This window comes from Cobetia sp. MMG027 (assembly GCF_027947415.1).
GTDB classification, from domain to species: Bacteria; Pseudomonadota; Gammaproteobacteria; order Pseudomonadales; family Halomonadaceae; genus Cobetia; species Cobetia marina.
This window is the reverse complement of the sequence record NZ_JAQJIO010000002.1, coordinates 73,346-86,675: the sequence shown is the minus strand read 5'-3', so window position 1 is coordinate 86,675 and position 13,330 is coordinate 73,346. Positions and strand designations below refer to the sequence as shown.

At 61.3% G+C, this 13,330-nt stretch carries 10 protein-coding genes; 3 read left to right on the top strand and 7 right to left on the bottom strand.

What is annotated here, in order from left to right; translation table 11 throughout:
- Positions 1 to 71 precede the first annotated feature (71 nt).
- The 3 genes from PJK54_RS02375 to PJK54_RS02365 all read right to left on the bottom strand — a co-directional run bounded on the left by PJK54_RS02375 (position 72) and on the right by PJK54_RS02365 (position 3,534).
- A complete protein-coding gene (locus PJK54_RS02375; protein WP_077375127.1) occupies positions 72 to 440 on the bottom strand; it encodes a phasin family protein in 369 nt (122 codons plus the stop codon).
- 282 nt (positions 441 to 722) lie between these two features.
- The gene (locus PJK54_RS02370) at positions 723 to 2,060 is read right to left on the bottom strand and encodes a nuclease-related domain-containing protein (protein WP_271302165.1); all 1,338 of its coding nucleotides are present in this window, start codon (positions 2,058 to 2,060) and stop codon (positions 723 to 725) included.
- A gap of 184 nt (positions 2,061 to 2,244) precedes the next feature.
- Entirely contained in the window at positions 2,245 to 3,534 is a 1,290-nt protein-coding gene (locus PJK54_RS02365) for a GNAT family N-acetyltransferase (RefSeq protein ID WP_240499667.1), read from the bottom strand.
- Positions 3,535 to 3,635: 101 nt separating this feature from the next.
- On the opposite strand from PJK54_RS02365, the gene PJK54_RS02360 reads away from it, so the two are divergent.
- Complete coding sequence (locus PJK54_RS02360; protein ID WP_254696547.1) at positions 3,636 to 3,992, top strand: DUF4190 domain-containing protein; 357 nt, start codon at positions 3,636 to 3,638, stop codon at positions 3,990 to 3,992.
- A 132-nt stretch (positions 3,993 to 4,124) separates the two neighbouring features.
- A complete protein-coding gene (gene pncB / locus PJK54_RS02355) occupies positions 4,125 to 5,309 on the top strand; it encodes a nicotinate phosphoribosyltransferase (protein WP_084208033.1) in 1,185 nt (394 codons plus the stop codon).
- A 107-nt stretch (positions 5,310 to 5,416) separates the two neighbouring features.
- Here pncB and PJK54_RS02350 read toward each other — a convergent pair whose 3' ends face one another.
- The 4 genes from PJK54_RS02350 to gap all read right to left on the bottom strand — a co-directional run bounded on the left by PJK54_RS02350 (position 5,417) and on the right by gap (position 11,081).
- Entirely contained in the window at positions 5,417 to 6,283 is an 867-nt protein-coding gene (locus PJK54_RS02350; protein WP_136938791.1) for a dienelactone hydrolase family protein, read from the bottom strand.
- Between the two features lie 65 nt (positions 6,284 to 6,348).
- Positions 6,349 to 8,769 carry a diguanylate cyclase gene (locus PJK54_RS02345; RefSeq protein ID WP_271302164.1) on the bottom strand — a complete coding sequence of 807 codons (2,421 nt, stop codon included), beginning with the start codon at positions 8,767 to 8,769 and terminating at the stop codon, positions 6,349 to 6,351.
- Positions 8,770 to 8,982: 213 nt separating this feature from the next.
- Positions 8,983 to 9,381, bottom strand: a complete 399-nt coding sequence (locus PJK54_RS02340; protein WP_141392207.1) for a hypothetical protein — start codon at positions 9,379 to 9,381, stop codon at positions 8,983 to 8,985.
- 695 nt (positions 9,382 to 10,076) lie between these two features.
- On the bottom strand, positions 10,077 to 11,081 hold the full coding sequence (gene gap / locus PJK54_RS02335) for a type I glyceraldehyde-3-phosphate dehydrogenase (protein ID WP_077375144.1): 1,005 nt from the start codon (positions 11,079 to 11,081) through the stop codon (positions 10,077 to 10,079).
- Between the two features lie 376 nt (positions 11,082 to 11,457).
- On the opposite strand from gap, the gene edd reads away from it, so the two are divergent.
- On the top strand, positions 11,458 to 13,314 hold the full coding sequence (gene edd, locus PJK54_RS02330; protein WP_077375147.1) for a phosphogluconate dehydratase: 1,857 nt from the start codon (positions 11,458 to 11,460) through the stop codon (positions 13,312 to 13,314).
- The last annotated feature ends 16 nt before the right edge of the window (positions 13,315 to 13,330 follow it).

Sequence of the window (13,330 nt, the reverse complement as noted above, 5' to 3'; positions counted from 1 at the left end):
CGCGCGAACGCCCACCCGGAAGACCGGATGGGCGTTGTAGACGCTCGCCTGAGAGCGTCAGCAGCAGTCGCTTACTTGGCGACTTTCTGCATGGCCTCGGAGGCGGACTTGGCATTGTTCTCTGCCAGTTCCTGACCTTTCTTGGCGTATTCCTGGTTCAGCTCGACCACCTTCTGGGTGTCGTTCTGAAGCTTCTCGCCCAGAGACTTGACCGTCTCCTGCTGTTCCTTGACGAAGTTCTTCAGGCCTTCGCTGTCCTTGATCTCGAGCATGGAACGCGCCTGCGCCATGGAGGTGTCAACGTAGGACTTGGTCAGATCCATCTGAGCGCTGACCAGCTTCTCGCTGTAATCGAGACTCAGGGCGCTGAAAGCACGCAGCGGAGCGAAGAACATGTCGTCGAACTGCTGAGTGGTCTTCTCAAGATTGGTGTTGAACATGGGGCACCCTCCAGGGTTTGGCATCACACGGAAAATGAAGCGGAGCTTTGCTCCGTTGGCTACCAGGACTGAACCAAGCTTGTGAGCCATGAGGTCGAGATCTCACTGCAAGCCAGCATTCTCGACAGGTTCCATCCTCGCTGCAGTGCAGCATAAGCCACCTCTTGCTGCACTGCAACATCAGGAACGCAATATTGATCAACCACCTTGCCCTGCGAGTCTGCTGCCGGGCTGACTGCCCTCTTGTCCAGAGACGCCAAGCCCCTGAATGTCATGAAGATTTCAGTCGCTCGCACGACATCGCTGGCACAACATCCTGTCGCCCAGCAATTCGCGCTGACCCTCGCTACGACATAACGCCACACTGGCCTTGGACAACCAGCGACGACACTCATCACAACGTGGCTGCAGGTATTGCATCTCATCATGGCCAGACCCCATGCCACGATGGCCGTGCGACACGTCAGAGGATTTCGCGCCAGAGGAAGACACGCCCTCCAGCCTCACGTCAGAAACTGAAGGCTGCCAGTCCTGAGCCTGCAAGCCGTGGCACGTGGACGAGGGCATGGTCTGCGTCATGCCGGACATCAGTGTCTGGAAAGAGGATGAGGTGGCCTTTGGAGGAGTGGCCTGGCGAGTCTCGGAAGGTGTTGGCCCCTCCTCACGAGGCGTGACCTGAGGAGCGTCATCCCCGCTTGAAGAAGGGATGGCGTCATCACGCACGGGGGCCACCGAGGGGGAAGCGGATGGGTCCTGGGGTGGTACCCAGGCGTAGGCCGTCTGCTCATCGGGATGGATGGCCACGGTGGCATGTTCTGACAAGCCGAGTCGCGACGCCCAGTCGACCCGTGATGGGCCATGCTGCGCCAGGATGGCACGACCGAGACGCCTCAGACGACGCGGGTCGATCCGGTGGGTGAAATCACGCATGCGGGCGACGGAGGCCGCCCCGCTCCCCAGATTGAGGCATTCTTCGGACAACCCGCGCAGGTCCACCAGCGCTCGACTGTCCAGAATATCTTCGGGAGGCCGGCTGACCTGTTCCTCGGCGGCAATGACCAACCGATGCGTCAATTGTGGCTGCAGCACCATCCCGAGCCTGGAAGGCAGGAGACCTGAGCTCTCCAGCCAGCGGCGAAAGCACTGCTGCTGTTCCTTGAGTGCCAGCAGCGGTGATGGCGTCAACCGCAACTCATCACCGCTCTGAACGACCTCCTCGATATCTTCCAATGAGCCCTGCCCGACGGAAGCGCCTTGCTCGACAGAGGGGCTCTGGTGCGCGCTCAGCTCGCCAAATGGCGAGATCGTCAGCGGGAGATCAAAGCAGGACGCATCCAGTACCCAGAATTGCATGAGGCGATTGATCAACACGTGATCCAGCTCGATCACGCCATCATCCCCTTCCAGGCGCAGGTCATGCAGCACGACCCAGTCATCGCGCGACTCGAACAGGGTGTTCAGGAATCGGGCGAGCGAACGACGACGCTCCTGATGCGCTCGAACGCCTCGCAGCATCCTCAGAACCTGCTGGCGCTCCTGGGTGCTCAAGGTGGCATTCTGCGCCAATACCTCAAGTACCAGAACGTCATACTCCCTGGAGTCACAATCCTTGAGCAGCATGGGAGCCTCTAAATTTAGAACATTAAGATGTTTTCAGTGTAGTCATCGCAGTACCATCTCTGCCACCTGCTACCTGTCAGGGCATCCAGCCAGGGGGAACAAGCAGGGGAGAAACGGGTACCGGGCAGATCTTGAGGATAGCGCTTCAGGACAGACCTTAAGAATAGCGCTTCAGGACAGACCTTCAGGATAGATCAGGCTGATGATGATAGGGCAGCATCGCCTCCACCTGGCGTCGCGCCCCGCTCAACCAGCGCGCTTCCTCCTCAAGCGCGTCAGCCACGGCTGACTGCAGGCCGGGGTGTACCAGCCAGTGCAATGACCAGGTGTCATAGGCCGAGAAGCCGCGGCTGATCTTGTGCTCACCCTGTGTGCCCGGATCAAAGCGCGTCAGTCCCCGCTCAAGGCAGAACTCCAGCCCCTGGTAATAGCAGACCTCGAAATGCAGGCAGTCCGCCTGCACTTCACTGCCCCACCAGCGCCCATAGAGGCAATCGGCACCGACAAGGCACAACGCAGCCGCCACAGGATCGCCATGTTCATCACGCGCCTGCACCAGCAGCAGCTGTTCGGGCATGCTGCGCCTTAAGCGCTGAAAGAACGCCAGTGTCAGGTAGGGCCGTTGTCCGCGCTCCAGATAGGTCATGCAGTAACAGCGATGGAAAGCTTCGAGATCGCTCTCACCGATGGCTTCACCGCTGAGACGCGCGAGGGTGATGCCCTGCTCGAGCACCTTGCGGCGCTCGCGGCGGATCTCCTTGCGTCGCTTGGAGCGCAGACTGCCCAGCCACTCATCGAAGTCTCGCTCACCTCGCGACTGCCAGTGATACTGCATGCCACCACGCAGCATCAGCTGCGGGCTGACGGCTTGCCAGTCACGGCACTCGTCGAGATCCGCGAACAACAGATGAAAGCCACTGTGCTCAAAGCGTCGCAAGGGCCCGCCTGCGTCGACGGCGGGTGCCACGCCGGCCTGAAGCCTGGGCCACAACCAGGCAAGCAGCGCTCGGCGGGAAGGGCCTCCCGTCTCCGATGAGGCCAGGACCAGCCGCGGACCAGCGCTCGGCGTGAAGGGAACTGCCGACAGCTGCTTGGGATAATAACGCCCACCGGCCTGCTCCAGCGCCTCGGCCCATTGCTGATCAAAGACATACTCGCCCCGCGAGTGCAGCTTGAGATAGCGCAGCAAGCCGGCGACAAGCCGTCCTGACTCGTCACGCACCAGCAAGTGCGCCGGGTACCAGCCCGTAGACGCGCAGGCCGCGCCGCTGTCTTCCAGTGCACGAAGATAGGCATGTTGCAGAAAGGGATACTCTTTTCCCGCCAGCGCATCCCATTCTGCGGGCGTGACAGCGCTGATCGACGAGAGCACGTCCAGATGCCAGTTCGCGCCACGTCTGTCAGTGGCCTCAGTCCCGATCTGCCTTCGCGACGCATCACTCTCCTGATGCCCTGCTTCCCGGTGCTCGCTCACCCTGCTCTCCTCTGAAGATGCCCACCCTGCCGCCCGGCCGATATGCCGCCTGCCCCAGGACATGCTAGTGTGTCGCCATGATGCAAGACAATGAGACTGCCATGACTGATACATCGCCTCCCGCCGACAAGCCTGAGCCCACGCGCGATACGGCGACGGCTACCGAGCGTCCCGCCACTCCCTCTGCGCAGGAAACCCGCGCCGAGACCAATGCCATGGCACTGGCCTCCTTTGCCCTGAGCGTGCTGGGCTGTCTGCTGGCACCCGCGGCATTGGGTGGCATCGTCTGCGGTCATCTCGCCCGCCGACAGATCCGCCAGCGCGGTGATGCCGGCGATAGCTGGGCGCTGGCCGGCCTCATACTGGGCTACCTGCTCATCGCGTTGTCATTGGCGGGTCTGCTGATGTTCGGCGGCATGATGCTCACCATGTTCGGTATCATGGCGTTCAGCAGCTGACGCAGGACGACCCTCCTTCAGCCTGCCCCCCGATTTTCATGCCAGCGGGACACCCTGCCGCCTTGAGCACCTGGTGTGCTCCCGCCAGCGATTCCGGCTCCTGTGAGCCGCCTCATACCTGAGCGAGCCTCGATGCTGCACTCGATTCTCGATAATGATTTCTACAAGTTCACCATGCAGAACGCGGTGGTGAAACTGTTTCCCTACGCACGCACCCGTTACGCCTTCATCAACCGGGGCCAGCATGCCTTCCCCCCGGGATTCGGCGAAGCACTGCGCGCGGCCGTGGATGACATGGCACGCCTGGCGCTGAGTGCTGAGGAAAAGGAGTTTCTGGAGCAACAGTGCCCCTTCCTCGACCCCACCTATCGTGACTTTCTTGCCGGCTTTCGCTTCGATCCCGCGGAAATCACCATCACCCAGTCGGGTGAGGAGCTTGAGGTCCATATCGAGGGCTACTGGTACCGCACCATCCTGTGGGAAGTCCCGCTGATGGCGATGATCAGTGAGCTCTGGTACCGCCTTGGTGGCGATCAGCGTGACAGCGACAAGAGCGTACGTGACAGTACGCTGACCAAGATCGAGCACTACAAGCGTCTGGGGGTACGTGTCGCCGAGTTCGGGACGCGTCGTCGCCATTCCTATGCGGTCCATGATCAGGTAGTGGCCGCCCTCAAGGAACAGGGCCGTGGCTGCTTCATCGGCACCAGCAATGTCCACATGGCCCAGCGTCATGGCACCAAGCCCATCGGGACGCATGCTCACGAGTGGTTCATGTTTCACGCAGCGCGCTTCGGGTTCAAGATGGCCAACATCCTGGCGCTGGAAAACTGGGTGAAGGTCTACCGGGGTGATCTGGGGATCGCGCTTTCAGATACCTTTACCAGTCGTGCCTTCTTCAGAAGCTTCGACAAGAAGTTCGCCAAGCTGTTTGATGGGGTACGGCACGACAGCGGTGATCCCATCGAGTTTGCCGAAGCGACCATCCGCCACTATGAGTCGCTGGGCATTGATCCCAAGACCAAGACGATCATCTTCTCGGATGGTCTGGATACCGACAAGGTTGACCGTATCGTGCGCTACTGTGCCGGTCGTATCGGCATGTCGTTCGGGATCGGCACCAATTTCACCAATGACGTCGGCCCCCAGCCGATGAACATGGTCATCAAGATGACGGAAGCCCGGCCCGAGGGTCAGGATTGGGTGCCGGTGATCAAGCTGTCGGATGTGTCCAGCAAGCATACGGGTGATCCGGACATGATCCGTCTCGCGCATCAGGTGCTCTCGCTCAAGGAGCTGGATCAGACGGCAGACTGACACGCTCGCCCCTGACACCGTCACCCCGCAATGAAGAAGCCCGTTCAGGATGATGCCTGAACGGGCTTCTTCATGTAGGTCACGCATTCGGCGTCACGACAACCTGCTCACGTCTGCGGCTGGGTCTTCGGTGACTTGAACACGCCATTGAACAGATTGAGCATGACCTGCCAGGAGGCAGCATCCGCCGACGCATCATAGCCGAGCGGGAGGTCGTACCTGGCGGCCTTGGCATCCGACTCCGGATTGGTGAACGCATGCTTCGCCCCCGGATACTGGATCAGGGTCGTCCGCGTACCGAGGGATTCAAAGGTAGACAGCAGCGTGTCCAATCCTTGCTGCGATACCAGAGAATCCGCCTCGCCATTCTGGATCACGACGCGTCCGGCGAAGGGCTCGGGATTCTCGACGGCGATTCCAGGGCTGCCGTGGAAGCTGACGACAGCCTTGAGCGGAGCGCCGGAAAGCGCCATGTTCAACACGACACCTCCCCCGAAGCAATAGCCGATGGCCGCAAGGCGGTCACCATCCACCTCGGGGCGAGAACGCAGCACCGCCAGCGCCGAATTGAAGCTGGATTCGGCCTTCGGCCAGTCACTCATCACCGCCGACGAGAAGGCCTTGGCATCCTCGGGATGCTCCGCCGTGCGGCCTTCACCGTACATGTCTACCGCCATCACGACATAGCCGAGCCCCGCCAGCTGCTCCGCGCGCTTGCGAGCATAACTGTTGAGCCCCCACCACTCATGGACCAGCAGTATGCCGGGACGACGTCCCTTGGCCTTGGCATCACGCGCGATCAGCCCGACATGCTCCTCACCATTGGCACGATAGGTCACGACCTCGGTGACGACCTGCGGTCCTTCGAGGCGGTCGACGAGGGTGCCATCATCGGCCGCCAATGCCTGCCCCGCGGACAGCACCGATTGTGCAAACAACAGACTTCCGGCGCACCAGCCACGTAACATACGCATCGCCCACTCCTTGTGCAGATTGACAGAGTACAGAATGATGGAACGTGCCCACTGTCGTGTCGCGGTCACATCCCTTCCTCCCGATTGTCCTCGCTCACCGAGCTTGATGCCACTACCACCCGGTTACGACCACTCCGCTTGGCACTGTAAAGCGCCATGTCAGCACGATGCAGGAAGTCGTCACGGCTCTCCCCGGGCAGCGGCGTGGCGACGCCGAGACTCACGGTACACAACAGCTCCTGCTGCATGAACGCGAAGGTCATGCCGGCAATCTTCTGACGCAGACGCTCTGCCATGCCGACAGCGGTGGCGACCCCGGCATCAGCCAGCAAGATGCCGAATTCCTCGCCCCCCAATCGCCCGAAATAGTCATTGCGCCGCAATTGCTGCTGACAGATGCCGCCCAACCCACTCAACAACTGGTCTCCGGCGGCATGACCGAAGCTGTCATTGACCCGCTTGAAGTGATCCACATCGAACAGGACTAGGGCAATCTGGTCCCGCGAGGCGGATACCAGCAACGTATCCAGCATGGAGAGGAAGCAGCTGCGGGTCATGGCACCGGTCATCGCGTCCGTCATGGCTTCATGCTCGCGCCGCTGTTCGATCAGCTTGCGTTCATTGATATTGCGCGAGACCGACAGAATCCGGAGATAGCGGCCGGTCTTGGGGTCCATCGAGGGCGTGGAGATGGATTCGAACCACAGCGTATGGCCCTGCTTGTGGAGAATTCGGAAGTCGACACGAAAGACCTCTCCAAGACAGGCGGAACGATGGACCTTCCTGGCGACGCGATCTCTGTCATCCGGATGAATCAGCAGCTTGATCTCGCTGCCCTCGATGTCATTCACGCCAAACCCGCAAAGCCTCTCGACGGATGGACTGATGTACTGACAGATCCCGTCACTGCCTTCAATGCTGACCATGTCGCTGACGGAATCGAGAATGAATCGATAGCGCTCCTCGCTCTGACGCAGCGCCCGCTCGATGTGATGGCGCGCCGTGATGTCGTCACAGTAACCATTCCATGTCACGCTGCCATCGATGGGGTCCATCGGTTGGGGCAAGGCCACGCAGGCCAGTCGCCGGGTTTCCCCATCTGGATGCTCATAGTAGATATCCGGCTCCCAGGGCGACTGGGTTTCGGCACTGGCGCGTGCCGATTCAAGCAGTCTTTGCCGCTCCTGGTCATTGAGATGCGACAGGAAGCGCGAGGCATCCTCAAGTGTCGCGTCAACTTCCTCTCCCAGCAGTTGATGGGCGACCGGCGATAGATAGGTATAGGTGAACTCATCCTCCCGGCTGAGCCGGCATTGAAACACCATGCCCGGCATCTGCTGTATCAGATACTCCAGCTGGCGTCGGTGAGCCTCGCTTTCACTGATGTCACTCAGTTGCCCCAACACCTCTCTGACGGCGCCTCCGGCCGCATAGTAGAGGTGCATGTCATCCTGCAGATAGCATTGACGGCCATCCACATGGCGGAAGGAGTAACGCAGGCTGACGCTGGCACTGCGCGAGTCGACGGCCTCCTGAAAGCGTGCCTGACATTCCGCCAGGTCATCCTCGCAGATGCGTGACTGCCAGATTCGCGGGCTGGCCAGCAGCAGGTCCCGCGACAGGCCCGCCAGCATCTCGACGCCGGAGGAGATGGATTGCAGCTCCTCCAGTGGCCAGGGGCCTCGCGCACAATAGCGCACCCCCGGGGTGTCATTGAGCTGAGTCATCAACCGCTGACGTTGATTGACCGCCTGCTCCAACCGGTGGTGAGTCGCGCTGATGTCACGCACCATCACGGCGACTCGAGGCGAGTCTCCTTGCTGCGTCCGGCCCAGACTCACCAGCTGGACGGAAAGACGACAATCGCCACGTGGCAAGCTCAGGCTGACGTCACACTGCAAGGTCCCGGCTCCTTCCAGACAATGCATGACGTGGGAGTGATACACCCGCTCCAGGGTCTGTCCCGCATGTGCCATGGCGGCGTCATGGTAGAGGTGCCATGCCGGATTCGCCTCATGCAGGTACAGGGAGGTTCCTCTCACCTCCAGCATGGCCATGGGGTCTCTGCTGCGCATCAGCATCATGCGATATGCCTGAAGCTGCTGTCGCTCGTGGGCAAGTGCCTGTTCTCGTAGGGAGATATCGACGACTCGACCGCAGACCGGGTGATTCGCGCCGGAGCGCCAGAGTGTTTCCTCCACCAGCACGCCGTGTCCACTGCGATCCCTGATGCGATAGGTCATCGACCCGGCAGGAGCACCGGAGGCCCGGAAGTCTCTGACTCGCTGACGATCTGCCGCCACGATCAGGGAGAACCACAGTTCGGGATGCTTGAGGAAGTCGCGCTCGCCATACCCGAGCAGACGCTCCACTGCAGGATTCAGGGTAAGGAAGCGCTGGCCGTCCGCGCTCAACATGAACAGGACATCCCCTGCGACGGCATGGTAATGGTGCAGCAGGCGGGCATCTGAGAACGATTCCAGCAATGTGAGACTCCCCTTTGGATCAGACGTCGCCCCTCAGAGTGCGTCATCACCCCGCGCAAGACCAGTGCGTCACGCCAACGCTGGAGGGCACGTCACCGTCAAGGGCAGGCAGGCCCATGCCGCCTCCGGACTGACAATCTCGATGGGCAGCACGAAAACGCCCGACCCGGAACAGAGTCCGGGTCGGGCGTGAAGGGGTCAGAGCGGAAGGTGCTAGCCTTGTGCGGTACGTGCACCGACCATGGCATCAGCCTGCAGGGTATCCGGCTCGCTGACCGTGTCATTCGGGGCGCCGTCGCGGGCGACATCCTTGCGCACTCGGCTCGCCGCAGAGGGCGCCTTGGCTCGCCTCTGAGCCGCGCCGGTAGCGTGACGTCGCGTGGCAGCTTCCTGCCGCTCTCCACCACGGGCGCGGGAGTGCTCCAGCAATGAACGAAAGTCATCCGGCGTCATGTCAATGCGCTCTGCGGCGGCACTCTCCTGCCAGAGAACATAGATGGCCGGCTGCTCACGCCCGAGATCCATGCCGACCACGCGTCCCTGACGTTGTGTCCCGGGGTCGCGCAGCGTCGCACCGATCAGTTCGTGGGCTTCGCGAATGGCATCGTGCATCTGAGACAGCCTGCTTTGGAAGTCAAGAGATCTGCCGAGAACAGCGGCAGTGTGGCAATACCTTCCCTGCATTGCCCCAGTACATGAACATTCGCAGGACGAAAGCGTGCCTGCATGATCTGACATGCCACCCGCGCTCACGAGCGACGTACACGGCGCATGTCAAGAGCAAAGTGTAACACATGTTCATAGTTTCGCTAATCACACCGACACCACCCACAAGAAAGCGGCACATTGCCTGCCATTCGGCACTTTTCACCGCACGTTATGCCGACCAACTTCAGAGAGTGTCGCCATCTTTGTAATCTCTGTCTCTCATGCCCCACGCGAATGATGCCAAACGAAGACACGAATGCCTGGAGGACGAGCATCGCGAGACAAGCCCTCATCTCGAGATTCAGGCGAAAAAAAACCTCCCATGACTGGGAGGTTCAAAGAGTGGATGACGCGATGTCATTCCGAGCAGCATCGAAGCCGGTCTTGGCGCCAACCCTGACCGACACACGATTGAGAGGGGACGAGTGACATTGCCTTGTCCGTGGAGCCTGAGCGCGACGCGAGAATCCTCGGGCCACTCGTCCTCACCTGGGGGAGCCTGTCGAGTCTCTGACAGGGCTCCGAATTCTGAGACCTCACCTGTGCCGGCCTGAAGAGATGGCCTCTTCAGGGAACCTCAGGCGAGGCCTTGAGTCATCTTACTTGGCGGCCTGCATGGCCAGTGCGGTGTCGAGCATGCGATTGGAGAAGCCCCATTCGTTGTCGTACCACGCCATGACCTTGACCAGACGCCCTTCGCTGACGCGAGTGTGGTTGCTGTCGAAGGTGGAGGAATGCGCATCGTGGTTGAAGTCGATGGACACCAGCGGCAGCTCGTTGACGGCCAGCACGCTGGAGCCTTCGGCAGCCTTGGTCACGATGGCATTGATCTCTTCGATGGAGGTATCGCGAGAGGCCGTGAAGGTCAGATCGACCAGCGAGACATTGATCACCGGCACGCGAATCGCCAGACCGTCCAGCTTGCCATTGAGTTCCGGCAGCACCAGGCCCACGGCTGCCGCGGCACCGGTCTTGGTCGGAATCATGGAGTGCGTGGCACTGCGGGCACGGTACGGGTCGGAGTGGTAGACATCCGACAGGTTCTGATCGTTGGTGTAGGCATGAATGGTGGTCATCAGACCGTTCTCGATGCCGACTTCGTCGTTCAGCGCCTTGGCGACTGGTGCCAGGCAGTTGGTGGTGCAGGACGCGTTGGACACGACCTGATGCTCTGCCTTCAGCGTGTCTTCGTTGACACCGAACACGATGGTGGCATCGGCATCACCGCTCGGCGCGGAGATCAGCACACGCTTGGCGCCGGCTTCGATATGCTTGGCGGCAGCGGCACGCTTGGTGAACAGACCCGTGCATTCCATCACCAGGTCAACATTCAGGCTGGACCACGGCAGTTTGGCCGGATCGCGTTCCGCCAGGATACGAATCTTGTCTTCACCGACGAACAGGTTCTCTTCGTCATGAGAGACCGTCTCGGCGAAACGACCATGCACGGTGTCGCGGCTCAACAGATGAGCGTTGAGCTTCGGATCTCCCAGATCGTTGATGGCAACGACCTGAATGCGATCATTGTATTGGCCTTCATACAGCGCACGCAGCACGTTGCGACCGATGCGACCAAAACCGTTGATGGCGACGCGTAATGTCATGACTCAACTCCTGTGGCGTATGGCAGGTGCAGGTTGGCACATGGCTTCACTGCTCGGGAAGACTTGGCGCATCCCGGGCAGACCAACGTGGCTCATGAAAGTATCCTACACGCTTTTACGTTAATTTGGCCGAAAGTCGTCCAGTCTTCAAGCAGTTTTTTTGTTAAGTTTACCGAATATTTCGAACAAATGCGTTTCCTGAGCAACGTGACGCGCTACTGTAGCCTGCTCTCGGCAGGATGACCGAGACTCCAGACTTTACAGTGCCGCCGTCACTGGCTAGCGTCGCCCTAGACAGGCACGCCCGATGCACGGGAAGCCCCCATTTCTTCGCCAGCCTCGGCGCCCTGCGCCGCCTGACCCATGAGGTAAGAGCATGTCCGTCAATCCGACCGTCGAGCGCGTGACTCAGCGCATCATTGATCGCTCCAGCGAACGTCGTGCTGCCTATGAGCAACTGATGGAAAGCCAGCAACGCCGTGGCGTCCATCGTTCCGAACTCTCCTGCGGCAACCTGGCGCACGGCTTCGCTGCCTGCGGTGAGACCGACAAGAATCGCCTCAAGCTGATGAACTCGGCCAACCTCGGCATTATTTCGTCATATAACGACATGTTGTCCGCGCACCAGCCATTCGAGGATTACCCGCGCATCATCAAGGAAGCGGTGCAGGCGATGGGGTCCACGGCCCAGTTCGCCGGCGGCGTACCCGCGATGTGTGATGGCGTGACCCAGGGACAGCCTGGCATGGAACTGTCGTTGTTCTCCCGCGACCTGATCGCCATGGCCGCCGCCATCGGCCTGTCACACAACATGTTCGACGGCGCCCTGTTCCTGGGTGTCTGCGACAAGATCGTGCCGGGCCTGTTCATCGCCGCGGCGCGCTTCGGTCACCTGCCGAGCCTGTTCGTGCCCGCGGGCCCGATGCCCTCCGGCCTGCCCAACAACGAGAAGGCGCGGGTACGTCAGCTGTTCGCCGAAGGCAAGGTGGGCCGCGACGCGCTGCTGGAAGCCGAGTCCGCCTCCTACCACAGTCCGGGCACCTGCACCTTCTATGGCACCGCCAACTCCAACCAGCTGATGATCGAATTGATGGGCCTGCACCTGCCGGGCGCCTCCTTCGTCAATCCGGGCACCCCGCTGCGCGACGCCCTGACCCGTCACGCTGCCGAGCAGACCATCCGCAACAGCGAAGTCGGCGGCGACTATCGTCCCTTCTATCGCCAGATCGACGCTCGCGCCATCGTCAACGCCATGGTCGGCCTGCTGGCCTCCGGCGGCTCCACCAACCACACCCTGCATCTGGTCGCGATGGCGGGTGCGGCAGGCGTGACCATCACCTGGGATGACTTCACCGAGCTTTCCGCCGTGGTCCCCAGCCTGACGCGCATCTATCCCAACGGTCAGGCTGACATCAACCACTTCCAGGCAGCCGGTGGCATGAGCTTCCTGATTCGCGAGCTGCTCAAGGCGGGACTGCTGCACGACATCACCACCCAGGACGGCGGCACCCTGGCCGGCTACGTGCGTGAGCCCTTCCTCGAGAACGGCAAGCTGGTCTGGAAGGATGGCCCCACCGACAGCCTCGACGAGGACGTGCTGCGTCCGGTCGCCAATCCGTTTGCGCCGACAGGCGGCCTGACCGTGCTCGAAGGCAATCTGGGGCGTGGCGTGATCAAGGTCTCCGCCGTCAAGGAAGAGCACCGCCTCGTCGAAGCCCCCGTGAAGCTGTTCAGCGATCAGGACGAGCTCAAGGCCGCCTTCGAGGCCGGCGAACTGGAGCAGGACATGGTCGCCGTGGTCCGCTATCAGGGTCCGCGCGCCAACGGCATGCCGGAACTGCACAAGCTGACGCCCTATCTCGGTATCCTGCAGGACCGTGGTTTCAAGGTCGCGCTGGTGACGGATGGCCGCATGTCCGGCGCCTCCGGCAAGGTGCCGGCCGCCATCCACATGACCCCGGAAGCGCTGGACGGTGGCCCGCTGGCACGACTGCGCGAAGGCGATGTCGTTCGTCTGGATGCCAACGCCGGCACACTGGAAGCCCTGGTCGAGGAAGGCGAATGGCAGGCTCGTGAGGCCGAAGGCATCTCCCGTGACAGCTACCACCATGGCCTGGGCCGTGAGCTGTTCTCCGGGATGCGCTCCCTAGTCGGTGGCGCCGAAGAAGGTGCCTCCAGCTTCGCAGGCTACGGCGACCAGCCCGGCAGCGGCCACGACCGCAATACCCACTGAGCAGCCACGCAAGTCG